Source organism: Corynebacterium glyciniphilum AJ 3170 (assembly GCF_000626675.1).
GTDB lineage: Bacteria > Actinomycetota > Actinomycetes > Mycobacteriales > Mycobacteriaceae > Corynebacterium > Corynebacterium glyciniphilum.
The window spans coordinates 810044-836425 of record NZ_CP006842.1 but is presented as its reverse complement, the minus strand read 5'-3'; the positions used below and the strand labels follow the sequence as shown (position 1 = coordinate 836425).

Sequence of the window (26382 nt, the reverse complement as noted above, 5' to 3'; positions counted from 1 at the left end):
AGACTACTTCTTCTTTCCTGCGATCGTCTTCTTCGGGCCCTTACGCGTACGAGCGTTGGTCTTCGTGCGCTGACCGCGCACAGGCAGGCCACGACGGTGGCGGATGCCCTGGTAGCAACCGATCTCGATCTTGCGACGGATGTCAGCCTGGACCTCGCGGCGAAGATCGCCCTCGACCTTCCAGGTGCTCTCGATCGCGTCCCTCAGAGTGGAGATGTGCTCGTCCGTGAGGTCCTTGGACCGCAGGTCGGGAGAGATGCCGGTCTTCTCCAGCAGCTCGGCGGCACGGGCGGGGCCGATGCCGTAGATGTAGGTGAGTGCAACCTCCATGCGCTTGTCGCGCGGGAGGTCAACACCAGCAAGGCGTGCCATATGGCAGTTCCTTCCGGATTACTGCGGCGGTTTTCTCCACACACGTCCCGTGGTTCCGTCCTTCCCTGCCGCAGAGGGCAGGAACGGGACGGCGGGCTTCAGCCGCCGCGGCCGAAGGTGGTTGTCCGGTACCCGAGAGCCCTCGGAAGGGTTCAATGGGCCACCGGCTGGATGTGTGGAGGCTGAATGACTGTGCGACCAGCGCTGGGCGTGGCGGACTGTCTACTTGTAGCGGTAGACGATCCGGCCACGGGTCAGGTCGTAAGGAGACAACTCCACGACGACCCGGTCCTCGGGGAGGATACGGATATAGTGCTGACGCATCTTGCCGGAAATGTGAGCGAGCACCTTGTGCCCGTTGTCCAGCTCAACGCGGAACATCGCGTTCGGCAGGGGCTCGATGATCTTGCCCTCAACCTCGATGGCGCCTTCTTTAGCCATATCCTCCACTTTTCCCGGCCCGTCACTGACGACGGACCTTTAGGTCTGGTCTCGATGGTGTGCCGGGCAGTCTGCGGTCTCGCAGTGCCCACGTGTCCACACCAACGGTTGACGATACGGCATCGGCCCTGGACATGACAAATGCGCGTGCATTCGTCACGTCCAGGGCCGCGGCGTCGGTGTCCGAAGGTCGAGCGGGGAGGTGACCGGAAGGATCAGTACCGGGGAGTGAGGATCCGGGGGCCGTCATCGGTGGCCGCCACGGTGTGCTCCCAGTGCGAGGCGGGAGAGCCGTCCAAGGTCTTGACTCCCCAGTCGTCGTCCAGCACGTAGGAGTCGACCGTACCGAGAGCGAGCATCGGCTCAATGGCCAGTGTGCTGCCCGCCTCGATGTGCGGCCCCTTACCCGGTGCGCCTTCGTTGGCGAGGTACGGGTCCTCGTGCATCTCGTGGCCGATGCCATGACCACCGTAGCCGTCGACGATGTAGAGCGACACGCCGAACTTCTCCTCGGCACGCTCCGTGGCTTCCTCGAGCGCCCATGAGACGTCAGTCAGCCGGTTGCCCGGGACCATCGCCTTCATCCCCTCGTAGAGGACCCACTCAGTGGCCTGATTCAGCTTCAGGGTCTCGGGGGCGAGGGTGTCATCGCCACCGACGGCGAATGACCAGGCCGAGTCGCCGACCCAGCCGTCCAGTGTTGCCCCGCAGTCGATGGACACCAGGTCCCCGTCCTTCAGGACGGTGGCCGCATCAGGAATACCGTGGACGATCATGTCGTTGACCGAGGAACAGATGCTGCCCGGGAAACCGCCGTACCCCTTGAACGTCGGTACCGCGCCAGCGGCACGGATCGTCTCCTCGGCGACGGCATCCAGGTCGAGGGTACTGACACCGGCGGCAGCCGCGGCGCGGACAGCCTGGAGTGCGCGTCCCACGATCTCTCCGGACGCCTGCATCGCGTCGAGTTCGCCCGGGGTCTTCCCCCTGATGATCTTGCTCTTCCTGCGGAAACCCATCAACAACCAATCAGTGCGTTCTAGCGGTCCCGTTACCGGGCCTGGTACCGGGCTTGCTACCGGTCGAGGGCGTCGAGCGTCGAGGACGAGATGTCCTCCACGGTGCCCTCAGCGTCCACGTTGACGATGATGTCCGCGTAGTAGTCGATCAGCGGGGCGGTTTCGTCGCGGTAGACCTGCAGACGGGTACGGATCGTGTCTTCCGTGTCGTCGCTGCGCCCGCGGGCGAGCATGCGCTCGACAACGACATCTTCGGACACCTGGTAGTTGAGCACGTTGTTCAGTGCAGTGCCCTTGCGCTCGAGGATCTCAGAGAGGATCTCGGCCTGCTCCACCGTGCGCGGGAAGCCGTCCAGCAGAAAGCCGTCGGCGGCGTCCTTCTGGTCGAGGCGCTTGCTGACCATGTCCGCGGTGACCGAGGTCGGGACGAGTTTGCCGGCATCCATGTACTCCTGTGCCTGACGACCCAGGTCGGTCTCCTTGGAGATGTTCTCGCGGAAGAGATCACCCGTGGAGATGTGCGGCACGCCCAGCGAGTCGGCGAGGATGGCGGCCTGCGTACCCTTACCTGCACCGGGAGGGCCGAGGAGAACGAGTCTCATTTGAGGAATCCTTCGTAGTTGGCTTGCATGAGCTGGGACTCGATCTGCTTGACCGTGGTCAGAGCAACCGAGACCATAATCAGGATAGCGGTACCACCGAACGCGCCCAGACTTGAGGCCGCGCCGTCAGAGGCGAGTCCCATCGTAATCGCCACGTTCGGAAGAACGGCGATAACGGCGAGATACACCGAGCCAACGAGCAGCAGTCGGGTCATGACGTACCAGAGGTACTCGGACGTCGGTCGGCCCGGACGGATGCCCGGGATGAACCCACCGTACTTCTTCATGTTGTCGGCCTGGTCATTCGGGTCGTACTGGATCGACACGTAAAAGTAGGAGAAGAAGATGATCAGCAACGCGAAGATCAGGATGTAGGGCCAGCTCGACGGGTCCGAGAGCATGGTCATCACGTTCCGGTTCCACCAGTTGTCCTCCTGCCCGGCGTCACCGGACTGGATGATCTGGGTGATCAGGATCGGGACCGTGAGAATCGAGGAGGCGAAGATCACCGGGATCACGCCGGCCTGGTTGACCTTGAGCGGGAGGTACGTCGAGGTCTCACCGTACTGGCGGCGGCCGACCATGCGCTTGGCGTACTGCACCGGAATCCGGCGCTGCCCCTGCTCGATGAAGATGACCGCGATCACCAGCACCAGCACAGCGACGATGACGCCGGCGAAGACGAATCCACCGGAGCTGCGCAGAATCTGCATGCCCTGGGCGGGAAGCTGCGTGGCGATACCGGCGAAAATCAGCAGCGACATACCGTTACCGACACCCCGGTCCGTGATCAGCTCACCGAACCACATCACCAGCACGGCACCGGCCGTCATGATGGTGACCATGGTGATCAGACCGAAGACACCGATGTCCTCGTGCAGGACGCGGACATTGGCGCCCAGCAGCTGCTGACGGTCGGCAAGAGCGACGATGCCCGCAGACTGCAGCAACGCCAGCGCGACCGTCAGGTACCTGGTGTACTCGGTCATCTTCGCCTGGCCGGACTGCCCCTCCTTCTTCAGCTGTTCGAAGCGGGGGATCACCACGGTCAACAGCTGCACGATGATCGACGCGGTGATGTACGGCATGATGCCGATCGCGAAAACCGACAGCTGGAGTAATGCGCCACCGGAGAACAGGTTGATCAGCGTGTACATGCTGTTCGAGCCGTCCTCGGTCAGCGAACGGACCTGCGAGGTGACTTCCGCGTAGTCGACACCGGGGGTCGGGATCTGTGCTCCGATCCGGTAGAGGATGATCATCGCAAGGGTGAAGAATATCTTCTTGCGTAGATCAGCATCCCGGAACGCCGAGAGCAAGGCGGTCACGTTTGCCTCCTGGCTCGGCAGTCACTGTCGGGAGTACCACTCCCGGGGCGGGCCGCCGAAGGTTTCTACTTGGGGTAAGTGTTCGGTCACTGAATCCCCTGCCGGTGACGCCCGGTGTCAGAAGGGCGTGGCCCGCGGGGGACAGACAACTGCACAAGAATAGCAGGGGTCGCCTGGAAGGTTACACTTCCGTGACCAACTACGCGGACTCGGAGCCGTTCGTAGGACGTCACCGACGATAGCGGGCTGACCCGATGTGCCGGCACAGGGCCGTTCTCACCGCACCGCACACGCCACCAGCACGTGGCAGAGTGATCGGCAGGACGACAGAGGTGACGGTTGTTTCCGGTACTCGAATCGCCCCGGTGCCTCTGCCGCACGACCGCCGCCTCTGCCACCACACCCTGTCTCCCCGGACCTGCCCCGCACAGGCAGAAGCCCCGTCCCCCGCTGATCGTCAGCGGGGAACGGGGCTTCTGCGAGCCACACACTCAGAGAATCAGTGTGCGACAGAGGTTCCGACTAGGAAGCCTCGGAGGCGTTGGCGACGCTGCCGCCCGCTGCCTCGATCTTCTCCTTGGCGGACCGGGAGAACTTGTCCGCGGTCACGTTGAGTGCCACGGAGATCTCGCCGTCGCCCAGAACCTTCACGGGCTGGTTCACGCGGACCAGGCCGGCGGACACGATGTCCGCCACGGTCACGTCGCCACCCTTGGGGAAAGCCTTGGCCAGGTCAGAGACATTGACGACCTGGAAGACGACCTTCGCCGGGTTCTTGAAGCCCTTGAGCTTCGGCAGACGCATGTGCAGCGGCATCTGGCCACCCTCGAAGGCGGCAGAAACCTGCTTGCGGGCTCGGGTGCCCTTGGTACCACGACCGGCGGTCTTGCCCTTGGATGCCTCACCACGACCGACGCGGGTCTTGGCGGTGTTGGCACCCTTGGACGGCCGGAGGTCGTGCAGCTTGATGGGTTCGCTCATTGTTACTCCCCTGCTACTTCCTCGACCTGGACCAGGTGGCGCACGGTGTTGATCTGACCGCGGACGATGGGACCGTCCTCACGGATGACCGACTGGCCGATACGCTTCAGGCCAAGCGAGCGCAGCGAGTTCCGCTGCTTAGGAATGGTTCCGACAGTGCCCTTGAGCTGGGTGATCTTCAGTGCCATCTCAATCACGCTCCCTGTCCTGCAGCGCGGGCGCGCAGCATCGGTGCCGGGGTGACCTCTTCGAGGGACTTACCGCGACGGGCAGCGACCTCTTCGGGGCGGACCAGCTGCTTGAGTGCGTCCACGGTGGCGTGGACGACGTTGATGGCGTTGTCGGAGCCCAGGGACTTCGACAGAACGTCCTGAACGCCGGCACACTCGAGCACGGGGCGGGCGGCACCGCCGGCGATGACACCGGTACCCGGTGCAGCAGGCTTCATCCACACGACACCAGCGGCGGCTTCGCCCTGGACCTCGTGGGTGATGGTGCCGGCGATCATCGGGACGCGGAAGAAGTTCTTGCGAGCTTCCTCGGCACCCTTCTGGATCGCGGCGGGAACTTCCTTGGCCTTGCCGTAGCCGACGCCGACCATGCCCTGACCGTCACCGACGATCACGAGGGCGGTGAAGCTGAAGCGACGACCACCCTTCACGACCTTGGAGACGCGGTTGATGGTCACGACGCGCTCGAGGTACTGCGAGCGCTCGTCCTGCTGGTCACGACGGCCACCGCGACGGTCGTCACGACCACCGTTGTTGCCACGGCCCCGGTTGTCCCGGTTGTCCTTGTTGTTGCTGTCGGCGGTGCGTCCGCCGTTACGATCACGTTCCGACATCACGCAGTCCTTCCGTCGGTGAAAATGTTGTCGTTGCGCATTAGAACTTCAGACCACCTTCACGGGCGGCGTCTGCCAGGGCGGCGACCCGGCCGTGGTACTGGTAGCCACCACGGTCGAAGACGACGGTCTCGACTCCGGCAGCCTTGGCGCGCTCGGCGATCAGCTGACCGACGCGAGCGCCACGGTCCTTCTTGTCACCGTCCAGTGCACGGACGTCGGGCTCGATCGTCGACGCAGCGGCCAGGGTGTGACCCTTGGTGTCATCGATGACCTGGACGTGCATGTGACGTGAGGTGCGGTGCACCACGAGACGCGGGGTCTCGGGGGTACCGGAGATGTTCTTGCGCAGACGGTAGTGACGACGTGCGCGTGCGACGCGTCGGCGGGTGGAGATGTCCTTGCCCACCGGGAGACGCTTGCTGGTTGCAGTACTCTGTGCCATCTCTACTTACCCGTCTTTCCGACCTTGCGACGGATCTGCTCGCCCGCGTAGCGGATACCCTTGCCCTTGTAGGGGTCGTCCTTACGGAGACGACGGATATTTGCGGCGATCTGTCCGACCTGCTGCTTATCGATACCGGTGATGGAGAACTTGGTGTTTCCGTCGACCGCGAAGGTGATTCCCTCCGGAGCCTCAATGAGGACGGGGTGGGAGTAGCCGAGGGCGAACTCGAGGTTGCTGCCCTTGGCCTGGACGCGGTAGCCGACACCGAAGATTTCCATCTTGGTGGTGTAGCCCTCAGTCACGCCGACAACCATGTTGTTGACGAGAGAGCGGGACAGGCCGTGCAGGGAGCGGTTCTTGCGGTGGTCGTCCGGACGGCTGACCACGAGCTCGTTGTCCTCCTGGACAACGGAGATCGGTGCCGGGATGACCTGCGAGAGAGTACCCTTGGGGCCCTTGACCTCGACGTTCTGGCCGTCGATGGCGACGGTGACGCCGGCGGGAACGGCCACGGGGTTCTTACCGATTCGTGACATTGCTTCGTCCTCCTTCTACCAGACGTAGGCGAGGACTTCCCCACCCACGCCCTTCTCGGTCGCCTGACGGTCGGTCAGCAGGCCGTTGGAGGTGGAGATGATCGCCACGCCCAGGCCGCCGAGGACCTTCGGGAGGTTGGTGGACTTGGCGTACACGCGCAGGCCCGGCTTGGACACGCGACGCAGCCCTGCGATCGAACGCTCGCGGGACGTGCTGTACTTCAGTTCCAGGGTGAGCTTCTTGCCGGTCGAGGCGTCCTCGACGGCATAGTCGGCGATGTAGCCCTCGGACTTGAGGATCTCGGCGATGTTGGCCTTGATCTTCGAGGACGGCATCGAGACGCTGTCGTGGTACGCGTTGGACGCGTTCCTCACGCGGGACAGCATGTCCGCGATGGGGTCAGTCATGGTCATGGAAGTGACCTCTAGCCTTTCTCGTCACGGTTCCCCGTCCACCCGGGCGTCACCGCGCATTTGTGTCCGGCAACTCAACGCTCCCCGGACTCAGTAGTCCGGCTTGCTCGCTGCCTTGTGTTCCGCGCGGCCGCAATAGGCGGTGGGCCTGCGACAAAGTGGTTCATGTTCAGGAGTCTCGACATGCTGCAGCGGCGCGCGTCATCCTTGGCAGACAAGGGCAACCCCACAGCGAGACCCGTTCACGTTACCAACCTGGGAAAATAAAGGCAAAACCGCGGTGGTCCAGCATCCTGCGACCTTCCCGATCCCCTCCCTGATCCCCGCCCGATCGTTGTTATGGTCAACTATGGGCGTAGGCTCTACACCTGCATCCATCTTCCGGGACACAGTGAGGACACCTCAGCGCAATGTGCGGCATCGTCGGCATGGTGGGAAACCAGCCGGTCAACCAGGACATTTACGACGCTCTACTGCTCCTGCAGCATCGCGGGCAGGATTCGACGGGCATGGCGACCGCCGAGGAGGGGGGACACATGCACCTCTTCCGCGCCCGCGGCATGGTGCGCGAGTCTTTCCGTACCCGTGACATGCGGTCACTGCTCGGCACCGCCGGCCTGGGTCACGTCCGTTACGTGACCCGCGGCGCCGCCTCGAATGAGCAGGAGTCACAGCCCTTCTACGTCAACTCCCCCTACGGCATCACCCTGGTGCACAACGGGAACCTGACCAACACCCGTGAGCTGACCACCGAGATGCGGCACCGCGACCGCCGTCACCTCAACACCTCCAGCGACACAGAGCTGCTGCTGAATGTCCTGGCCCATGAGCTGCAGTCCACCACCGGGCCGGACGACCTCAACGCCGACGGCATCTTCGATGCGGTCACGGCGACGATGGGCCGGATCGAAGGTGCCTACGGTGTGATCTCCCTGATCGCCCACCACGGACTATTGGCCTTCCGGGACCCCAACGGGATCCGTCCACTGGTGCTGGGACGCCGCCGCCCGACTGCCACGGGTGGTTCCCACGCCGTCGGCGGGCATGACGAATGGGTCGTCGCCAGTGAGTCGCTGGTACTGGAGAACGCCGACTACGAACTCGAGCGTGAAATCGCCCCGGGCGAGGCCGTGTTCATCACCGCGGACGGCACCCTGTACTCACGGCAGTGTGTCACCGACGCCCGCCTGGAGCCCTGTTCCTTCGAGTACGTCTACCTGGCCCGGCCGGACTCGGTGATGAACGGCATCAGCGTCTACGATTCGCGGCTGCGGATGGGCGCACGGCTGGCGAACACCATCGCCGAGCATGTCCCTACCGATGACGTGGACGTCGTCATGCCCATCCCCGACTCGGCCCGCCCGGCGGCGATGGAGGTCGCCCGGGTCCTCGATCTCCCCTACCGCGAGGGATTCTTCAAGAACCGTTATGTTGGACGGACCTTCATCATGCCGGGACAGGCGGTGCGCAAGAAGAGCGTGCGGCAGAAGCTCAACGCCATGTCCTCGGAGTTCGCCGGTAAACATGTGCTGCTCATCGACGACTCCATTGTCCGCGGCACGACCAGCTACGAAATCATCGCCATGGCCCGTGCTGCCGGCGCCCGGAAAGTCAGCTTCGCGTCCGCGGCGCCTCCGATCCGGCATCCGCACGTCTACGGCATCAACATCCCCGACCGCGACGAACTCGTCGCCGCCGGCAGGTCCGTACCCGAGGTCTGCAAGGTCCTCGGCGCCGACCACCTCGTGTACCAGAAAGTCGAGGACCTTGAGGGTGCGATCCTCGACGGCCAGACGGACGCACAGCTTGACGGCCTGGACATGAGCTGTTTCGACGGTCGGTATGTCACCGGCACCGTCACCGACGAATACCTGGAGTGGGTCCGCGACAACCAGGTCTCCTGAGCGGTAGATTGGGCCCTATGCTCGAACTCTTCCAGGGCCGAGTCGTTCCCGGCCAGCCGCTCATCGTCGTCGCCGTCGCGGCCGAGGCCGCCGACATGGATGAGGACGCCCCGGTCCTCATGACCGGCATAGGACGGCTCAACGCCACGCTCGCGTTGACCGACTGCCTGCACCGCTATCTGCGGGCGGGTGGGCTGCCCAGCGCGATCATCAATGTCGGCACCGCCGGCGCCCTCCGTCCGGGGCTCACCGGAGTCCACCGCGTTGACCGGGTCATCCTGCACGATTTCTCCCACACCGGTGTCGCCGCGTTGACCGGCAGGGACGAGTACCCGCCGATCGACCTCGGGACGGACCGCTCTGATCCACCCGCCGGTCTGACCCTCGCCACCGGCGACGTGTTCGTCGAGGACGGTGCGACCCGCGACCGGTTGGCACAGGACGCCGACCTGGTCGACATGGAGGGTTACGCGGTAGCGGCGGTGGCACAGTGGTTCGGTGTCCCTGTGCAGCTGGCCAAGATCATCAGCGACGCCGCGGATGATTCGGCGGGTACATCGTGGCACCGGGAGATGCCCGCCTTGGCCCGCGAACTCGCCGCCCATTCACGCCATGCCCTCGGTGGACCCCCTCCCCCGCCCCACTGACCGTCGGGTAAGCATGTGCTAATTTCGTCCCATGTCCACACGTCGACCGTCCTCCCTGCACCGTGCTGTCGCCACGATCAGCGCCGCCGTCGCTGCTGCCGTGCTGGTGACGGGCTCGCTCACCGCCTGCGGCATCGGTGCTGACAACGGCGCCGGGCAGACCGCACAGGCAGAGGAGACCTCCTTCGACACCGCCCTCGACACATTCACCCACATGGTGGACAACGGCCTGCCAGAGGCGCACGAGAGTCACGGCGTCTCCCACGCGGAGACCGTCGGCGACGTCACTCCGGTCGACGGGGAGACCGCCGAGGAGGCCGACCTTCCCGTCGATCTGACAGATGCCGACGGCCGGGACGTCACCGTCGACGACATCTCACGCATCATCCCCCTGGACATCTACGGCACGATCTCGCGAACGCTCGCCGGGCTGGGGCTGCGGGACAACATCGTGGGGCGCACCGTGTCGTCGACCGAGCCGAGCCTGCAGGATCTTCCGGTGGTCACCCAGGGCGGACACTCCATCAACGCCGAGGCCGTGCTGAACCTCAACCCGTCGCTGGTGATCGTCGACGGCAGCATCGGGCCCGGCGATGCTCTCAACCAGTTACGGGATGCCGGAGTGCCGGTGGTCAAGATCAATCCGGAACATACGATCGACACCGTCAGCAGCGATATCGACACGATTGCCGGGATCGTCGGGCTTGCGCAGAACGGCGAGCGACTCGGCGAACGTGCCGACGCTGAAATCTCCCGCGCCGTCGAAGCCATCCGACGCGCCACCGACGACGCGGTTTCCGGTGGTCCTCTGCGCATGGCCTTCCTGTACGCCCGCGGCGACGGCGGCGTGTTCTACATCCTCGGGCCGGACGACGGCACCGACGACCTCATCGAAGCACTCGGTGGTGTCGATGCCGCCAAAGAGGAGGGCATCGGGCAGGCGTCGCCCGCCAATGCCGAATCGCTGGCGGATCTGAACCCCGACGTGCTGGTCATGATGTCCGCCGGACTGGACTCCACCGGTGGGTTGGACGGACTGCTGGCCAAGCCCGGTATCGCCCAGACCACGGCGGGCAAGAACGAGCGGGTCCTGGCCATTCCGGACAGTCAGTCATTGAGCTTCGGACCACAGTCCGGCGAGATGCTGCTCACCGCTGCGGCCGCCCTGTACGGTGGTGACGCCGAATAGACGCCGGGTAGCGTCGGAAACATGAACACTCCTGCAGAAGGCTCCCCGGCAAAAGGCTCCCCCGAAGAAATGCAGAGCGCCCACGCCTGGCTCGACCAGGTGGCGTCGGAACTCGGGCTGCCGGAAGACGTGGTGCGAACGAACATCAAGGGCATCCTCGACCTGACATCCGCCGTCGCACACAACCGCTCCCGGCCCGCGGCACCGGTGACGGCCTTCCTCGTCGGACTCGCCGCCGGACGTGCAGCGTCCGACACCGCTGACGGAAACCCCTCCGCAGACAACTATTCCGCCGCCGCCGGAGTCCGAATCATGGACGTCACCGACCTCGCTCTCGGGAAAAACTGACCGGTATCTCCGGACGACCTTACGGCGGCACCGTATGACCGCCGTCACAACCTGCAGCTTCGCGCATCCCGCCCGTGAGCGGGTTGATCCGGTGAGGTGACCGGCAAACCCGGGCGGCATACGCTGGATACCATGACCAGCCTGCACGAGTCCCCCAGCCAGGTGAACCCGGTCGCCAACCGGTTCGACCACCCCAAGGTCAGCGAACGCGAACACGCCGCTGCCGGCGTGCCCGCGATCCTGCACTCGATGCAGCACGCCGTGCCGAACAACGCCGTGCCGTCACTGCTGACCATCAACAAGCACAAGGGCTTCGACTGCCCCGGCTGCGCCTGGCCCGAACCCGACCAGGCCGACCTCAACGTCGTGGAGTTCTGTGAGAACGGCGCCAAGGCTGTCGCCGAGGAAACAACCCCGAAGAAGGCCGGCCCGGACTTCTGGGCGCAGTACACCGTCGAACAACTGCGGGAGAAGACCGACCACTGGCTCGGCAAGGTCGGACGCATCACCGAGCCGATGCTCTACGACCGGAGCTCCGGCGACGGCCACTACCGTCCCGTCACCTGGGAGGACGCCTTCGGCATCATCGCCGACCAGCTGCACCGCACGAGCCCGGAAGAGGCGGTGTTCTACACCTCCGGCAAGGCATCCAACGAGGCCGCCTACGTCTTCCAGCTGCTGGCCCGGCGTATGGGCACCAACAACCTGCCTGACTGCTCGAACATGTGCCATGAGTCCACCGGCTCTGCGCTGACCGCCATGGTCGGCCTGGGCAAGGGCTCGGTGACGATGAACGACATCCACTCCACCGATCTGCTGATCTCCGTCGGCCAGAACCCGGGAACCAACCACCCGCGTGCCCTGACCGCCTTCACCCGGCTCAAGGAGAACGGCGGACGCATCCTGGCGGTCAACCCCATCCCCGAGACCGGGCTGATGGCCTTCCGCGAGCCGCAGGACCCGATGACCTACCTGGGCCGGACCGAGAGGCTCGCCGACGACTACCTGCAGGTCCGTCTCGACGGTGACCGGGCGCTCTTCCTGGCGATCAACAAGGAGCTCGTGCGACGCGACGCCGTCGACCACGCCTTCCTCGCGCAGTTCACCACCGGCTACGACGACCTCACCGCGCACCTGCGCGACCTGGACGACGACGAACTCGCCGCCGCCCACGGCATCCCGCGCGAGCAGGTCCTGGCGACTGTCGACGAGATCATCCGCGCCGACACCATGATCATCAGCTGGACCCTCGGGGTGACCCAGCACAAGAACGCTGTCGCCACCATCCAGGAGATGACCAACACCCTCCTGCTCACCGGCAACATCGGCAAGCCCGGTGCCGGCACCGCGCCGCTGCGCGGACACTCCAACGTGCAGGGCAACCGGACGATGGGTATCTGGGAGAAGTCCCCCGACAGCTTCCTGACCTCCATCGAGAACCACTTCGGCTTCCCCGTCCCCCGCGAACACGGCCACGACACTGTCGACGCCCTGCGCTCCATGCGCGACGGCCACAACCGCTTCTTCATGTCCCTCGGCGGCAACCTCGTGCGCGTCACGTCCGACACCGCCGTCGCCGAGCAGAGCATGGCATCCAACGAGCTGACCGTCCACCTGTCGACGAAGCCGAACGGATCCCACGCGTGGCCGGGCGAGAAGTCGCTCATCCTGCCGGTGCGCTCCCGCACCGACCTGGACCTGCAGAAGTCCGGACGCCAGTCGGTGACCGTCGAGGACTCCGTCGGCAAGGTCCACGCCTCCACCGGTAAGCGTCGGGCGAACCGCAAGGAGAACCTGAAGAGCGAGATCGACATCATCTGCTCCGTCGGCCGCGATACCTTCGGCGACGACTTCTGGCAGCCGATGATCGACGACTACGCCGTGTTGCGCGACCACATCGCCGCGACGATCCCCGGCTTCGAGAACTACAATGAACGCCTCGAGCACCCCGGCGGCTTCTACCTGCCCAACGGCCCACGCGAACGGCGCTTCACCACGCCCGACGGCAAGGCTCATCTCACCGTCAACCAGCCGGACACGGTGCAGCTGCGCGACCGTGAGCTGATGATGAACACTGTGCGTACCCACGACCAGTACAACTCCACCGTCTACGGCATGGACGACCGCTACCGTGGTATCCGCGGAGGACGTCGGGTCGTCCTCGTCGGCGCCGAGGACCTGCGTGGCCTGGGGCTGCGCGACGGCGACATGGTCGATATCGTCTCCGACTGGTCCGACGGGCAGCGCCGTGCCCCCGACTTCCGGGTGGTGGAGTACTCCCACTCCCGCGGCGGCTGCACCACCTACTTCCCCGAGGCCAACGTGGTGATTCCCCTGGACCACGCCGCCGAGAAGTCCAACACCCCGGTGTCGAAGTCCACGCCGGTGCGCCTGGAACCGACCGGACGCCGGGCCGAGGACATGCCGCCCCTGCCCGACGCGGAGAAGTGAGTACGCTGCAGTTACATGGGTAGGTTGACCGACAACGCACGCGTCACGAAAGTCCGGATCGGCTCCGGACGCGATGGTGGCGGTGACGAATACGAACTCGACACCCGCGCCGACACGCTCGCCGTCGAGGAGCCGCTGCAGATCAGTGTGGACGGCACCGACCTGACCACCACGATGCGCACCCCCGGCCACGACGTCGAGCTCGCCCACGGCCTGCTCCATGCCGAAGGGGTGATCACCTCGGTGGATGACGTGGTCACCGCACGTTACTGCGCCGGCGCCGTCGGCCCGGACAACGCGAACACGTACAACACACTGGACATCGCGCTGCGGCCGGCCCCGGCGCCGGAGCTGCCGTTGCTGCCGATCCGGAATATCGCCACCACCAACTCCGCGTGCGGCGTGTGCGGCACGACCAGCATCGACGACCTGGTGAAGGAGAAGCGCTACACGCTGACCCCGGAACACCCGGCTGCAGAGCTGGTCGTGTCCATGCCGCAGCGCCTGTCCGAGGGGCAGAAGGCCTTCCGCAAGACCGGAGGCATCCACGCCGCCGGAGCCTTCACCGCCGACGGGCATCCCCTGCTCATCAGGGAGGACGTCGGACGTCACAATGCCGTCGACAAGGTCATCGGCGCCCTGCTCATGGAGGACCGGCTGCCTGGCGACGTCCGGATGCGGGGAGACAGCCCCGACGCCCCCGTCTACCTGGTGGTCAGCAGTCGTGCGTCCTTCGAGCTGGTGCAGAAGGCCGTTCTCGCCGGTTTCTCCGGGCTCATCGCCGTGTCGGCCGCAACGTCGTTGGCGGTGAAGACGGCGAGGGAAGCGGGCCTGCTTCTCACCGGCTTCACCCGGGACGACCGGTTCAACCTCTACGCCGGGGAGCTGGACACCTGAACTGGCCGGTCAGTGTCAAGCGCTTCGTTCTCACGACGGCGCCGGTCATGGTCAAGCACGAACCGCACAGTGTCCGCCACTTCACCTCCCACATAGCCCGGCATGTTCGTCACCGCATGGTCAGGGTAGCGTAACAACAGCCAGTTCCACCTGGTGACCTGGTTACCTTTATGCCGGTCCCTGATGAAGGCGGATCTTCTTGCCCTCCCTTCGCCGTGGAAGGCGTAACTGTCGATCTCGATGAGGAGGCGGGCCTCCCTGATCATCACGTCGAACCAGTAGCCTCTGAAAAGCGTGTTCGTCTCGACGGTGACCACCCCTTCCTCGACTTCCTTCGCCAGTGCCCGCCTGATGATGGTCACTGCAGTTCTTTCCAGCTCACTTGCTGTTCCGAGTACAGCTTTGGGTAGTACGGGGTTGAGTCGCTTGCGCTCGCCGCGGGTGAGGCCTGCGAGGTCTTCCTCCAGGCGCCGCGTCCCCGTGAATCCGGTATATCCCCTCTCAAGGACGCGGAGCGCGGCGGCTTCGTCCGTCGCAATGAGGTCGACCGCCACCTTCGCGGGGACGGCGACCTGCAGCCAGTCGACCTGCCGGGTGGGGCGTGCCGCCCGCCGCCGAAGCTCCAGATGGGGACTAGCCGTGCGGGACGTGGAGTGCTCCGCTGTCGCCGGCCACGCCATCGGAACTGCCCCGTAGAGGAATGCGGCGGTGCGGCCGGTGAAGATGATGCCCGGGTAGGCCTTCGTGAACGCCATCAGCACGACTCCCGCGTCATTCTTCGATACGTAGTGTCCGCGGGTCACCTTGAACAACTTCTGCTGGGACACGGCTCGGCCGAGGTCCCTGTGTGTGTGGCCGGCCGCCCGGAGTTCGGCGGTGGTCCAGATGGCCTGGTCGGCGTACTCCCCCATGATATTCCCCTGTTATCGTCCCCTCGCCCCTACTCTAGCGGCACCAGTGTGACTCAGGTGTCAAAGATGGTCACGCCGGCGGGGCTGTGACGACAGTATTCGGCACCTGAGCCACACCCCACCTGGTCAGCGGCCCGTCAGCTCCGCAATCTCGGCCCGAGCCGCGGCGAGTTCGTCCTTCAGCGCCGCGATGTCCTTCCGGTACAGGTCGATCCGCTCGTCGACCTCCTCCCGGGTCCAGCGCGGCGTGATCTGCTTGGAACAGTTGGCGTCGGACGCGACGACGTCCACTACGACGACACGCTCCACCGCCGCAGTGATGCGTCGGTCCCCCAGGTCGCGCACTTGTGTGACGAGATCAGGGTCGTCGGACGCGTCGACGGTGCGTACATGCCCGAAGACCTTCACGCGCGACCGCGTGGCGAAATCGACGAAGAACAGGCACACCCGGTCGTCCCGGTCGAGGTTACCGGCGGTGACGTACTGACGGTTCCCCGCGAAGTCGGGGAACATCAGCTGCGAGCCGTCGGACGTCGCGGTCACCTTCACGAAGCCGGCGGGCCCGCCTTTGTGCTGGACATACGGCCAGCCCGTACCGGTGACGGTCGCCATCATGAACATCCGCGCCTGCCGGATCAGTTTCACGTCCCGCGGGTCGAGCTCACTGCCGGACGCTCCGGAGTCGTCGACGCGGTTACCGACCCCGACGGCCTCCTGACGGGCGGTGACGAAGTCGTCGAAGACGATGTCGGCGTAACTGTCCACGTCATTCACTGTCGCTCCAGCCATGCGTTGATGCCGCCGGGGTAGTCCACGCCGGTGATGCCTGCGTCGGCGAGGATCTCGACGGCCTGCGCCGAGCGTGTCCCGGCGGCGCAGTAGACCACGAGAGGACGCCCGGACGTCGTCGCCTCGTCCGCAAGTCTGGCGGCGTCGGCAATCCCTGCCGCGGCGCCGCGCAGCCGTGACAGCGGCACGTTCACCGCCCCGGGAATGTGCACGGTGGCGTATTCCTCGGGTTCGCGGACGTCGAGGAGGACGGCGTCCTCGAGCGACGGCACCATTGGCGCGCTCTCGTCCGACGGCTCGACGGCCAGTTCCTCAGCCACCGGTGTCGGCGCCTGCCGGATGCGATCGGCCACGGCCGGGTCAGCGGCGACCGGGATGTACTCCCAGCGTCCGGACAGTCCGTCAAAGTAGCCGATCTCCCCGCACAGCGGGCTGCCGACGCCGGTGACGACCTTCACCGCCTCCAACGCCATCGCGGTGCCGACGACACCGACGACCGGCCCCAGCACACCCGCCGCCGAGCAGGACGGCACCGCACCGGCCGGTGGCGGCGTCGGGAAGACGTCCTCGTAGACGGGTCCGGCGGGCATTCCGAAGACGGAGAGCTGCCCGTCGAACCCGAGGATCGACGCCCACACCTGCGGGATGCCGAGCACAGCACATGCGTGGGAGCAGGCATAACGGGCGGCGAAGTTGTCGGTGCCGTCGAGGACGACGTCCGCCCCGCGCAGCAGGGCGACGGCGTTGTCTGCGGTGAGGCGGGACGACGCGACGTGCACCGTCACGTCCGGGTTGCGGGCCAGCATCTCCCGGCGCGCCGACTCTGTCTTCGATGAACCCACGGCGGCGTCGGTGTGGATGACCTGGCGGTGCAGGTTTGACGTCGACACCAGGTCGTCATCGATGACGGTGATCTCCCCGACTCCGGCGGCGGCGAGGTACAGCAGCGCAGGTGAGCCGAGGCCACCGGCGCCGAGGACGGCGACATGGGCGTCGGCGAGCGTCTGCTGGGCGTCCAGACCGAAGCCGGCGAGGGTGATCTGCCGCTGGTAGCGGGAAAGGTCCGTCACAGTCCCACCCAGTCCGTGCTCCCGTCGGTGAGTTCCTGTTCCTTCCAGATCGGCACCTGCGACTTCACGGCGTCGGCGACGGCGGCGACGGCCTCGAAGGCGGGCCCGCGGTGCGCGGCGGCGACGACAACGAGGAAAGCGAGGTCGCCGATCGCCAGCTCACCGGTGCGGTGCTCGGCCCACAGCCGGACGTCGGGGTACTCGGCGACGGTGTCAGCGGCGATGCGGGCCAGCACATCCGGCGCGGTCGGGTGGTGGGAGTAGGTCAGTGCGGTCACGCCGGCGCCGCCGTCGTGGTTGCGGACGGTGCCTTCGAAGGTGACGACCGCACCCATAGCATCGGTGGCGGTGGCGTCCTTGGCGTCGACGAGGTGCGCCTCCAGCGGTTCGGTGGAGACGGCGGTGTGCACGACGACGCCGGTCTGCTCAGCGACGTAGCCGGGGTCGCCGGTGTTCTCACTCATGGTCGGTACGTCCTTCCAACTGGTCGAGCAGGTGGTCCAGCACCGGGTCGAGGACGGCGATGCCGTCCTCCACCCCGCCGCGGGACCCGGGCAGGGTCATCACGAAGGTGCGTCCGGCGACACCGGCGACACCGCCGGAGAGCACCGCGGTCGGCACCCCGGCGTCCACCCCGCGCTGCTGCAGGGCGGTGACCAGGCCGGGCAGTTCGTGGGTGAGGTGCGGGCGGACGGCGGCCACGGTCTGGTCGGTGGGGCTCACCCCGGTGCCCCCGGTGGTGAGCAGCACCGTCGGTTGCTCGTCGACGAGCGTGCGATCCACCTGCCCGGCGACGTCGGCGTCGGCGACGACGGTGGCGTCCCGCACGTCCAGACCGCGCCCTCGCAGCCAGTCGACGAGCACGGGGCCGGTGCGGTCGGTGTAGGTGCCGGCGGCGGCGCGGGTGGACGCCACGATCACGGACGCTGTTGCGGGGACTGTCACGCGTCCTCCCGGATGTCCCAGTCACCGGACTTGCCGCCGGACTTCGCGAGCACACGGACGTCGTCGATGACGGCGTGCTTGTCGACGGCCTTGATCATGTCGTAGACGGTCAGCGCAGCACTGGTCACTGCGGTGAGTGCCTCCATTTCCACACCGGTGACGCCGCGGGTCTTCACCGACGCCTCGATGCGCACGGCGCCGAAATCAGACCCGTCCTCCCGGCTGAAGTCGACGGTGATCTTCCCCAGCGGCAGCGGGTGGCACAGCGGGATGATCTCGGGGGTCTTCTTCGCCCCCATGATGCCGGCGACGCGGGCGACGGGCAGCGCGTCCCCCTTGGGGAGATCCCCGCTGAAGATCATGTCGAGCACGTCCTCCCTGGTACGGACCCGCCCGGTGGCGACGGCGGTACGGCTCGTCTCGTTCTTCGCGGTGACGTCGACCATGTGGGCCGACCCGTCCTCGCGGACGTGGGTGAGATGGTCTTCCATGACCGTCCAGGTTACCCGCCGTCACCGCTACACTGGGACGCATGGTTGAGATCCGATATTTCGCCGCCGCCCGTGCCGCACGCGGTGCTGCGCACGAGGTGGTCCCCGCCGACGACACCCTCGCTGACCTGCTCGATGACCTCGGGAGGCGTCACACGGACTCCACTGCCGGGGGGATGACGTTGGCCGGGATCTTCGACCGGTGCAGTTTCCTCGTCGACGGGCGGACAGTCACCCGGCCGGACGCGTCGGCGACCTCGTTGGCCGGGGTCGGACGCGTCGACGTCCTGCCGCCGTTCGCGGGAGGGTAGATGGCGGACAGTAGTGTCCATGCGATCATCGTCGCCGGTGGTGCCGGCTCGCGTCTGGCGGCGTCGGCACCGGGCGACGCGCTCCGGGACGTCCCCCGCAAGCCGTTGCTCCCCGGCCTGGACGGGCGACGGTTGATCGACCGGGTGCTCGACGCCACGGCGTCCTGCGCCTGCCGTGTCGTCGTCGCGCCTCCCCGGGACCTGCCGGGGCTGCCCGTCGACGTTCTGCTGACGCAAGAGGACCCGCCCCTGGCGGGGCCTGCAGCGGCCCTCGCCGCGGGAGTCGCGGCGTTGCACGGCCACGGGACGGTCAGCGACACTGACCCCGTCCTCCTCCTCGCCGCCGACCTGGTGGACCCCGCAGCGTCGGTCAACGTCCTGCTGGAATCTGTGCGGGAGGGGTCTGCCGGATGTATCGGCACCGTCGACGGCCGGATGCAGCCGCTGTTCAGCGTGGTGCGCTTCGGCGCCCTGCGCGCAGCGGGCGACGGCAGGGACTTCACTGATGCCCCCGTCATGGCGTTGCTGCGTCGGCTGGATCTGCAGGAGACGCCGCTGCCGTCCGCCGCCGACATCGACACCTGGGACGACGCCGTGACCCACGGCTACGGAAGGACATCATGACCCACACACCGGTGACCTGGGACGAGGCCCGTGCCCGCGTTCTCGACGCCTGCCGTACGCCCGGCGCGCGGGATCGCACCGTGCGCCGCTCCCCCGTCCCCGGGGACGTGACCGCCGCCCCGGTGACCGCGCCGGGGGACGTACCGCACTACACATCCTCGGCGATGGACGGCTTCGCGGTGAACGGCCCCGGTCCGTGGAAGTTGCTCGCCCTGCCGGTGACCGGGGCACACGGACGCAATGTGCACAACACCGGCGGTGCGCTGGACGTGGGGCAGGCGCTGCCGGTGCTCACCGGGTCGCTGCTGCCGGACGGCACGACGGCGGTGGTGCGTTCGGAGGACAGTAGTACGGCAGGATCTTCACTCACCGCCGACTACCCGGGCGACGGCAGGGACATCCGTCCGGCCGGACAGGAGTGGGAGCGTGGGGAGACCCTCGTTGATGCCGGGGTGGTGCTGGGCTCCGGTCACTGCGCGATGCTCGGAATCTGCGGAGTCGACGAGATCGAACTCGTCGCCCCGCCCCGGGTGGCGTGCGCGTTCACCGGCAATGAGGTCATCGACCACGGTGTCCCCGCCCCGGGTGAGGTCCGTGACGCCTTCGGCGTCTCCTTCCCTGCACTGCTGTCTCGCTGGGGTGCGGACGTCGTCTGCACCGACCGGGTACCGGACGATCCGGTGGCGGTGGAGGACTGGCTGCGTCGTCCGGACGTGCAGGACGCCGACCTGGTCGTCATGACCGGCGGGTCAGGCCGTTCCGGGCAGGACTTCGCCCGACGATTCATCACCCGCGTCGCTGACGACGTCCTCGCCGACGAGGTCGCCTGCCAGCCGGCGCATCCGACGTTGATCATCCGGCGCTCTGACCAGCTGGTCTTCGGGGTCCCCGGTAATCCTCTCGCCGCACATGCCGCACTGCATTCCTTCGTCGCCCCGGCGGTCGCGGTGCTGTCCGGACGCGGTGGTGCAGACGGTACGGACGGTACGGACATCCGTCACGGAACCACGACGGATGCCGTCGGCCCGCTGCGTCGTGACCGGGTACGGCTGCTCCCTGCCCGGTTGAACGACGGCGAACTCGCCCCGGTCCCCGGCGCGCACTCCCACATGCTCAGCGGCTATGCGGTGGCCGACGCGCTGATGATCGTCCCCTCCGACGGCCTCTCCCCCGGCGACGCCGTCCGCTACATCAGGGTCTGACCACCCATCGGATCAACTTAGTCCCGGTAGAGTTCCCCGCCCGGCGTGGTCCCCCGGTTCAGCCAGGCGTAGACCCCACCGATGAGCAGGCCGCCGCCGATCGCGTTGCCGACCAGCGCCAGCCCCCAGTTCGTCAGCACATTGGACCAGGTCAGCGAGTCAAGCACCCCGGCGCCGGCGGCGAAGCCGTCACCCAGGCCGAAGAAGGCGAGGGTGAACAGGGAGAAGTTGGCGATGAGGTGCTCCAGGCCCAGCACCACGAAGACCGCGATGACCATGTGGGTGAACAGGAACTTGCCGGCGTAGTCCTTGATCAGCAGCCCGCCGACGATGGCGATGTTCACCACGAAGTTCGCCACGACGGCCTCGAGGAAGATGCCGGAGGGATCCTTGGTGAGCTTGCCGTCGGCCAGGCTCGCGATCAGGTGGTCCGCCCCGAGGCCGCCGAGCTTCGCGGACTGACCGAGAACGACGGCGACAGCGACCGCGCCGATGAGGTTGAAGACCGTCGTGACGATGACCATCCAGGCTGCGCGCCCCCAGCTGAGGTGGCCGCGGGCGGCACCGAAGGCGGCGAACATCATCGTGCCGGTGGCGAGTTCCGCGCCGAGCTGGAGGATCATCGCCAGGCCGATGAAGAACAACAGGCCGAAGACCACAGGACCCAGTCCCGGGGCCAGGTGTTCGACTGCGTTACCGCACACGGCGGCAAAGGCGGTGCCGAGGGTCAGGTAGGCCCCGGCGAGGACGGCGCGTACGGCGTAGCGGGCGTGGTCGTCGTCAAACAGTCCGGCCTTCTTGCGCACCGCGGCGTCCGCGGCCGTGTTGAAGGCGCCGGTGAAAGTGGCGGTACGGGGTGCTGCTTCAGTCGCTGTGTCGTGAGTCACGTCGGGTCAGGCTACCCCGGGACACCGGTGGCGGCGAAGAGACTTTCGCCGTAGCCGAACGGTGCACCTACACCGGAAATACCGTCTGAACTGGACTGACGGGAGCCCGTCGGACGACACCGCCGAACGCACGTCCGGCGAAAACTGTCACCTCCCCCAGATCCGGTCACCAACCACCGTGCGGTAGAGGATCCCCAGGACCGCGACGACGAGTGCACCGACAAATACGGGTTCAAGCAGGTAGTGCCAGGACTCCCCGCCGGTGGTCACCAGCATCGGCATCGTCGCCGCGGGCGGATGAAGAATCCGCAGGCCGGTCATCAACATCGCCGCGGCACCGGTAGCCAGTGCCAGTGACCACCACTCCGACGGCAGGAAGGAAAACAGGACCACGGCGACCGTCGTCGACAGGAGGTAGCCACCGACGATGTTCAGCGGTTGCGACAGCGGCGCCGCCGGCAGGATGAACAGCAGGACGCAGGTGGCCCCGAGGCTCGCCATGAAGAACGGGTGTCCGGACAGTTCACTGAGTCCGCTGAGCAGTGCCACCGCCACGACGACGGCGACGGTGGACAGGACGAGTCCACCCAGCGGCATGCGCGGCTGCGCCGGAGTGAACAGTCTGTGCAGTGCGTTCACGCGCGCGCAGCCTCGTCAAGGGCACCGATCAGCATCGAACGTGGACGCGTGTCCAGCCTCACCAGCGCTACGTCCAGGTCGACCTTCGGCGCAGTCAACGGCAGCGAGACGAGGTCGCCGGACTCGGCGCCGGAGGACGGGACCACCGCCACCCAGTTCCCCGTCGCCGCCAAGGCACGCAGCGAGCCGACGGAGGTGGTCTCCACGGCGGGGGTCACAGATGCTCCGACATCCTCCATGGCACGGTCGAAGCCTTCCCGGGCCAGCATGTTTCGCCCCAGCAGTGCGACGGGCAGGTGTTCGAGGTCCGCTCCGGTGACGTGGCCGTCGAAGCGGTCCATCGTCGCACGTCGTCCGACGACGCTGAAGTGCACGGAGCCCAGCGCGGTGAGACGGACGGCGCCCTGCTGTCCGACGCGGGTGTGCCCGCGGGCGGCTCCAGGATGGATGACCCCGGCGTCGAGTTCGTGGTTGAGCACCCGGGAGACGATATCTTCGCTGGTGAGGTCGGCGACAAGGTCGACACGGACCGACGGGTTGGCGTCGACGAGCCGGCCGAGGAGTTCCGCGGCGCGATCAGCGGCCGACGGGATAGCCCCGAAGCGGACGGTGACATCGAGGTGACCGCGCCGGTAGGCGAGGTCCTGGGTCAGCGAGCGTTGGTCGGCGTTGATGCGCCGGGCGTAGTCGAGGACCAGCCGCCCCTCCCCGGTCAACCCACGGTAGGTCGACTTCCCCCGGTTGACCAGAGGGAAACCTACCTCGGCCTCGAGCTTGCGGATGGCCTCGGACAGAGTCGACGTGGACACGTAGCAGGATTCTGCAGCGCGACCGAAGTGTTCTTCCCGGGCGAGGGCCTCGAAGTAGGCGAGTTGGGACAGCAGCATGGCTGTGACCCTACCTGACCGGGAGTGTCCGGTCACACCGTCCGTAAACTCATAAAGTGTCCGGTCGCACCGGACGGAAGGTACCTACAGCGGATACACGGTCACGACGGCACCCCGGTCGAGGTCCTCACCCGCCGGGATGCGGGCCAGACAGTCCGCCTCCGCCGACTGCGCCAGCAGGTGCGATCCGGTTCCGCCGACGGGAGTGACGGTGACAACGGCTCCGTGGGCACCGTCGTCAACCCCGACCTCCGTCCTCGCCCGCAGGAAGCAGTCGCGGCCGGCCAGGCCCTGCACCGGCGCGGTGAGTCGTCCGGTGACCGTCGCGTCCACCTCCCCGAGGACCGGAGCGGCGAAGAGCCGGAAGCTCACCGCCGTGGACACGGGATTCCCCGGCAGGCACACCACGGGCACACCGTGGAAGCGGGCCAACCCCTGCGGCCCGCCGGGTTGCTGGGCGACGTGGCCGAACCAGCCTGTCTCCACACCGGCACCGCTCTGCAGCACCTGGCGCACCACCTCGAAGCGTCCGTGGCTGATCCCACCGCTGGTCACCACCGCGTCCGGACGTGCCCGATCGACCGCGTCGGCCAGCGAGGCACGGAAGGCGTCCGGGTTGTCACTGGTGCGTACCGTTCCGGCGACGGTGATGCCGTGGGCGGTGCACAGCGCCTCCAGCATCGGCCCGTTGGCGTCACGGATGGATGCTGCACCGGGGATGTCTCCGGCGCTGCCGATCTCGTCGCCGCCGGTGCACACCACGATGCGTGCACGACGCCGCACCGGAAGTCCGGTGATGCCCTGGGCCGCGGCGACGCCGACGGTGCGCGGGTTCACGCGGTGCCCGGCAGGCAGCAGGACGGCCCCCGCGCGGATATCTGAGCCGCGGGTGCGCACGAACTGCCCCGCCGGTGCGGCGGGGACGGTGACGGTGGCCGGTTCACTGTTGCCGCTGTTGAGGAACTCCGACGGCTCACATGTCTCGACCGGCACGACCGCGGCGGTGTTGGCAGGCAGGCGCGCGCCGGTCATCACCGGAATGACCCGGTCGTCCACCCCGGCCGCGGGCCCTGCCAGACCGGCGAGGATCTCACGGGGGTCGGCCCCGGCAGGGATCGTCGGGCCGACAGGGAAGGTGCCGCCGGCCAAGTGCGCGTCACCGAGCGCATAGCCGTCCATCTGGGAGTTGTCGAAGCGCGGAGAGTCCTCGACGGCCGTGACGTCCTGCACCAGGCGGCGTCCCACAGCGTCGGCGGGCGTGGCGTGCTCGACCGGCAGCTCCCCGAGCAGCGCGCGGACAGCGGCAAGATGGTCTTCAGGTGTACACGCCACGGTGGGCTCCCTTCCTCTGCTTCCTCTGTTTCCTCAGTTACCTCTGCATCCGGCGCACCACGGCGATCCCTCCGACGACGAACACGTAGATGCCGATGAGCATGATGCATGCACCGAGAGCACGGTCCATGTCATTGGCGCTGAGACCGAGTTCGACGAGCAACGGGATGGTGCGGGTCTCCCCGGCGACGTTACCGGCGAACGTGAGCGTCGCCCCGTACTCCGACAGTGCCCGGGCGAAACTTAACACGGTTCCGGCGGCGATGCCGGGCCAGGCGACGGGGACGAGTACGCGACGGACCGTCTGCCAACGGGACGCGCCGTCCAACGCGGCAGCCTCGGACAGTGCCACCGGGATACCGCGCAGCGCGGTGACGGTGGTGGACACGAAGAACGGCAGCGAGACGAACACCTGCACCACGATCACAGCAAGGGAGGTGTAGGCGACGTGGACGCCGACATTCTCGAGCCAACTGCCGAGCAGGCCGCGGCGTCCCCAAAAGAACACCAGGGCCAGGCCCGAGACCACCGGGGAGAGCACCAGCGGCGCGTAGACGATCAGCTGGACGGCTTCTCCCCTGCCGGGGTGCCGGCGCATCAGTTCCACCAGCCACATCGACAACGGTAGGCCGAGGACGATGCACAGGACGGTGGCAGCCACCGCGGTGCTCAGTGACAGCGTCAGCGACTGCACGGCCGCCGGCTCGGTGACCAGTTCCACCGCCCGGTCCCAGGGGATGTTCAGCAGCAGGGCGAGAAGTGGTCCGACCAGCAGAAGAACCGCGGCCAGCGCGATGCACGCGACGGCCGCGGGGACAGCGGTGACGGGTTTACGCTGCACCGAAGCCGTAGGACTCCAGGATGCCGCGGGCGCGGTCGGACGTCAGCCACTGGAGGAAGGCAGCGGCGGCGTCATTGTCCTCACCCGCGGTGGTCAGGGCTGCGGGGTACTTGTTGGGTTCGACAGCGTCGAGGTCGAAGACCTCGACCTCACCGTCGGTGGAATTCTCCTGCAGTGCCTTCGCGTCCGTGGAATAGATGAATCCGACGTCCGCCTCACCGGTGGCCAGTTTCGTGGAGACGTCGGAGACATTCGCCTCCTCGGAGACTGTCGACGGGCCGAGGCCGTGGCCGCCGTCCTCACGCTCGTCAAGATAGTCGTTGGCGAGGGTGCCGCAGGGCACACCGTCGGCGCAGACGGCGAGACGGAAGTCGGCGGTGGTGGACAGGTCGTCGACGGAATCAAAGCCCGCCGGGTTGCCCGGCGCGGTCGCCAGCACCAGACGGTTGGTGGCGATGGCCTCCGGTTCAGCACCGTCGAACTCGGGCAGGTCGAGGGCGGCGTCCATGTTCTCCTCATCGGCGCTGATGAACACATCGGCGTCCGCACCCTGCTCGATCTGCTGGACCAGCTTGGAGGAACCGGCGAAGTTGAACTCCAGCTCCGCGCCGTCGTTGTCCTCGGCGAAGGCCTCTGCCAGCTCGTCCCCGGCGTTGTTCAGTGATGCCGCGGCGAAGACCTCGACCGTTCCGGTGCCGCCGGAGGCACCGTCGGTGGTGTCGGCGGATTCGTCGGACTCACCCGAGGTGGAACACGCGGAGGCGAACAGCAGGCCAGCGCCGGCGACGGCAGCGCTGAAGGCCCGGAGGACACCGAGGCGGCGGCGTCCGATGTGGGGACCGGTGGTGACGGACATGGTGATCAGCTCTCAGAAGGTACGCAGGCACATGACAGTTACGCTGGAATCGTACTACCCCACCCGGCGCCGCCGTCCCGGAACGAACCGCCGGGACAACCTGCTGTGCCGGACCGCCGTTCGGAGTTGCCGGACGCCACTGGTTCGCGGCGTCCCCCTGTGTCAGGGTAGACCGG

At 66.9% G+C, this 26382-nt stretch carries 32 protein-coding genes; 9 read left to right on the top strand and 23 right to left on the bottom strand.

All coding sequences use genetic code 11. From position 1 onward, the window contains the following. Window positions 1-3 precede the first annotated feature (3 nt). The 11 genes from rpsM to rpsH form a co-directional block, all read right to left on the bottom strand. Window positions 4-372: a 30S ribosomal protein S13 gene (gene rpsM / locus CGLY_RS03895; RefSeq protein ID WP_038546445.1), complete on the bottom strand. Its 369-nt coding sequence runs from the start codon at window positions 370-372 to the stop codon at window positions 4-6. Between the two features lie 222 nt (window positions 373-594). After that, the gene (infA, locus tag CGLY_RS03890; RefSeq protein ID WP_025251938.1) at window positions 595-813 is read right to left on the bottom strand and encodes a translation initiation factor IF-1; all 219 of its coding nucleotides are present in this window, start codon (window positions 811-813) and stop codon (window positions 595-597) included. 215 nt (window positions 814-1028) lie between these two features. Beyond that, window positions 1029-1832, bottom strand: coding sequence for a type I methionyl aminopeptidase (gene map / locus CGLY_RS03885; RefSeq protein ID WP_038546440.1), 804 nt, complete (start codon window positions 1830-1832; stop codon window positions 1029-1031). Between the two features lie 56 nt (window positions 1833-1888). Continuing rightward, entirely contained in the window at window positions 1889-2434 is a 546-nt protein-coding gene (locus tag CGLY_RS03880; protein ID WP_038546437.1) for an adenylate kinase, read from the bottom strand. Next, window positions 2431-3762 carry a preprotein translocase subunit SecY gene (secY, locus tag CGLY_RS03875; RefSeq protein WP_038546434.1) on the bottom strand — a complete coding sequence of 444 codons (1332 nt, stop codon included), beginning with the start codon at window positions 3760-3762 and terminating at the stop codon, window positions 2431-2433. Before secY ends, CGLY_RS03880 begins: the two co-directional genes overlap by 4 nt. Before the next feature lie 522 nt (window positions 3763-4284). Then, window positions 4285-4743 carry a 50S ribosomal protein L15 gene (rplO, locus tag CGLY_RS03870; RefSeq protein WP_038546430.1) on the bottom strand — a complete coding sequence of 153 codons (459 nt, stop codon included), beginning with the start codon at window positions 4741-4743 and terminating at the stop codon, window positions 4285-4287. Between the two features lie 2 nt (window positions 4744-4745). After that, window positions 4746-4931, bottom strand: coding sequence for a 50S ribosomal protein L30 (gene rpmD / locus CGLY_RS03865; protein ID WP_038551242.1), 186 nt, complete (start codon window positions 4929-4931; stop codon window positions 4746-4748). A gap of 5 nt (window positions 4932-4936) precedes the next feature. After that, the gene (gene rpsE, locus CGLY_RS03860; protein WP_038546428.1) at window positions 4937-5587 is read right to left on the bottom strand and encodes a 30S ribosomal protein S5; all 651 of its coding nucleotides are present in this window, start codon (window positions 5585-5587) and stop codon (window positions 4937-4939) included. Between the two features lie 40 nt (window positions 5588-5627). Beyond that, entirely contained in the window at window positions 5628-6032 is a 405-nt protein-coding gene (gene rplR / locus CGLY_RS03855) for a 50S ribosomal protein L18 (protein ID WP_038546425.1), read from the bottom strand. A 2-nt stretch (window positions 6033-6034) separates the two neighbouring features. Beyond that, window positions 6035-6571: a 50S ribosomal protein L6 gene (gene rplF / locus CGLY_RS03850; protein ID WP_038546422.1), complete on the bottom strand. Its 537-nt coding sequence runs from the start codon at window positions 6569-6571 to the stop codon at window positions 6035-6037. A 15-nt stretch (window positions 6572-6586) separates the two neighbouring features. Beyond that, entirely contained in the window at window positions 6587-6985 is a 399-nt protein-coding gene (gene rpsH, locus CGLY_RS03845) for a 30S ribosomal protein S8 (protein ID WP_038546418.1), read from the bottom strand. Between the two features lie 410 nt (window positions 6986-7395). Between rpsH and purF the strand changes: the two genes are divergently transcribed. The 6 genes from purF (at window position 7396) to fdhD (ending at window position 14421) form a co-directional block, all read left to right on the top strand. Further along, on the top strand, window positions 7396-8889 hold the full coding sequence (gene purF / locus CGLY_RS03840; RefSeq protein ID WP_038546415.1) for an amidophosphoribosyltransferase: 1494 nt from the start codon (window positions 7396-7398) through the stop codon (window positions 8887-8889). 17 nt (window positions 8890-8906) lie between these two features. Further along, the gene (locus CGLY_RS03835; RefSeq protein WP_038546413.1) at window positions 8907-9536 is read left to right on the top strand and encodes a nucleosidase; all 630 of its coding nucleotides are present in this window, start codon (window positions 8907-8909) and stop codon (window positions 9534-9536) included. Window positions 9537-9567: 31 nt separating this feature from the next. Continuing rightward, window positions 9568-10725, top strand: a complete 1158-nt coding sequence (locus tag CGLY_RS03830) for a heme/hemin ABC transporter substrate-binding protein (RefSeq protein ID WP_081803760.1) — start codon at window positions 9568-9570, stop codon at window positions 10723-10725. Window positions 10726-10746: 21 nt separating this feature from the next. Further along, window positions 10747-11073, top strand: a complete 327-nt coding sequence (locus CGLY_RS17690; protein WP_174411412.1) for a DUF6457 domain-containing protein — start codon at window positions 10747-10749, stop codon at window positions 11071-11073. Between the two features lie 132 nt (window positions 11074-11205). After that, window positions 11206-13524, top strand: a complete 2319-nt coding sequence (locus CGLY_RS03820; RefSeq protein WP_038546411.1) for an FdhF/YdeP family oxidoreductase — start codon at window positions 11206-11208, stop codon at window positions 13522-13524. Window positions 13525-13539: 15 nt separating this feature from the next. Next, window positions 13540-14421: a formate dehydrogenase accessory sulfurtransferase FdhD gene (gene fdhD, locus CGLY_RS03815; RefSeq protein ID WP_038546408.1), complete on the top strand. Its 882-nt coding sequence runs from the start codon at window positions 13540-13542 to the stop codon at window positions 14419-14421. Here fdhD and CGLY_RS03810 read toward each other — a convergent pair. From CGLY_RS03810 to moaC, 6 genes are all read right to left on the bottom strand, one after another. Then, the gene (locus CGLY_RS03810; RefSeq protein ID WP_038546405.1) at window positions 14397-15332 is read right to left on the bottom strand and encodes a hypothetical protein; all 936 of its coding nucleotides are present in this window, start codon (window positions 15330-15332) and stop codon (window positions 14397-14399) included. The genes fdhD and CGLY_RS03810 overlap by 25 nt on opposite strands. A 126-nt stretch (window positions 15333-15458) precedes the next feature. Further along, entirely contained in the window at window positions 15459-16121 is a 663-nt protein-coding gene (locus CGLY_RS03805; protein ID WP_052539621.1) for a pyridoxamine 5'-phosphate oxidase family protein, read from the bottom strand. Next, window positions 16103-17191 carry a ThiF family adenylyltransferase gene (locus CGLY_RS03800; RefSeq protein WP_227590368.1) on the bottom strand — a complete coding sequence of 363 codons (1089 nt, stop codon included), beginning with the start codon at window positions 17189-17191 and terminating at the stop codon, window positions 16103-16105. The genes CGLY_RS03805 and CGLY_RS03800 overlap by 19 nt, the downstream gene beginning before the upstream one ends. Next, window positions 17188-17655: a molybdenum cofactor biosynthesis protein MoaE gene (locus CGLY_RS03795; RefSeq protein ID WP_038546394.1), complete on the bottom strand. Its 468-nt coding sequence runs from the start codon at window positions 17653-17655 to the stop codon at window positions 17188-17190. The genes CGLY_RS03800 and CGLY_RS03795 overlap by 4 nt, the downstream gene beginning before the upstream one ends. After that, on the bottom strand, window positions 17648-18136 hold the full coding sequence (locus CGLY_RS03790; protein WP_038546391.1) for a MogA/MoaB family molybdenum cofactor biosynthesis protein: 489 nt from the start codon (window positions 18134-18136) through the stop codon (window positions 17648-17650). The genes CGLY_RS03795 and CGLY_RS03790 overlap by 8 nt, the downstream gene beginning before the upstream one ends. Continuing rightward, the gene (gene moaC, locus CGLY_RS03785; protein WP_038546389.1) at window positions 18133-18627 is read right to left on the bottom strand and encodes a cyclic pyranopterin monophosphate synthase MoaC; all 495 of its coding nucleotides are present in this window, start codon (window positions 18625-18627) and stop codon (window positions 18133-18135) included. The genes CGLY_RS03790 and moaC overlap by 4 nt, the downstream gene beginning before the upstream one ends. 41 nt (window positions 18628-18668) lie before the next feature. Here moaC and CGLY_RS03780 point away from each other — a divergent pair, with 41 nt between their 5' ends. From CGLY_RS03780 to CGLY_RS03770, 3 genes are read left to right on the top strand one after another with little or no spacing between them, the layout of a single operon-like run. Then, window positions 18669-18938 (top strand): MoaD/ThiS family protein, encoded by a 270-nt coding sequence (locus CGLY_RS03780; RefSeq protein ID WP_038546386.1) that lies wholly within the window; start codon window positions 18669-18671, stop codon window positions 18936-18938. After that, window positions 18939-19562: a molybdenum cofactor guanylyltransferase gene (gene mobA / locus CGLY_RS03775; protein WP_038546372.1), complete on the top strand. Its 624-nt coding sequence runs from the start codon at window positions 18939-18941 to the stop codon at window positions 19560-19562. Beyond that, window positions 19559-20764 (top strand): molybdopterin molybdotransferase MoeA, encoded by a 1206-nt coding sequence (locus CGLY_RS03770; RefSeq protein ID WP_038546369.1) that lies wholly within the window; start codon window positions 19559-19561, stop codon window positions 20762-20764. The genes mobA and CGLY_RS03770 overlap by 4 nt, the downstream gene beginning before the upstream one ends. A gap of 17 nt (window positions 20765-20781) precedes the next feature. On the opposite strand, the gene CGLY_RS03765 is transcribed toward CGLY_RS03770, so the two are convergent. From CGLY_RS03765 to modA, 6 genes are all read right to left on the bottom strand, one after another. Continuing rightward, on the bottom strand, window positions 20782-21651 hold the full coding sequence (locus CGLY_RS03765; RefSeq protein WP_052539620.1) for a formate/nitrite transporter family protein: 870 nt from the start codon (window positions 21649-21651) through the stop codon (window positions 20782-20784). A 147-nt stretch (window positions 21652-21798) separates the two neighbouring features. Continuing rightward, complete coding sequence (locus CGLY_RS03760) at window positions 21799-22290, bottom strand: HPP family protein (RefSeq protein WP_038546366.1); 492 nt, start codon at window positions 22288-22290, stop codon at window positions 21799-21801. Beyond that, window positions 22287-23177, bottom strand: coding sequence for a LysR family transcriptional regulator (locus CGLY_RS03755; RefSeq protein ID WP_038546364.1), 891 nt, complete (start codon window positions 23175-23177; stop codon window positions 22287-22289). The genes CGLY_RS03760 and CGLY_RS03755 overlap by 4 nt, the downstream gene beginning before the upstream one ends. 84 nt (window positions 23178-23261) lie before the next feature. Then, window positions 23262-24509 carry a molybdopterin molybdotransferase MoeA gene (locus CGLY_RS03750; RefSeq protein ID WP_038546361.1) on the bottom strand — a complete coding sequence of 416 codons (1248 nt, stop codon included), beginning with the start codon at window positions 24507-24509 and terminating at the stop codon, window positions 23262-23264. Between the two features lie 37 nt (window positions 24510-24546). Beyond that, window positions 24547-25350, bottom strand: coding sequence for a molybdate ABC transporter permease subunit (locus CGLY_RS03745; RefSeq protein ID WP_038546358.1), 804 nt, complete (start codon window positions 25348-25350; stop codon window positions 24547-24549). Beyond that, the gene (gene modA / locus CGLY_RS03740; RefSeq protein ID WP_038546355.1) at window positions 25340-26206 is read right to left on the bottom strand and encodes a molybdate ABC transporter substrate-binding protein; all 867 of its coding nucleotides are present in this window, start codon (window positions 26204-26206) and stop codon (window positions 25340-25342) included. The genes CGLY_RS03745 and modA overlap by 11 nt, the downstream gene beginning before the upstream one ends. Window positions 26207-26382: the final 176 nt, after the last annotated feature.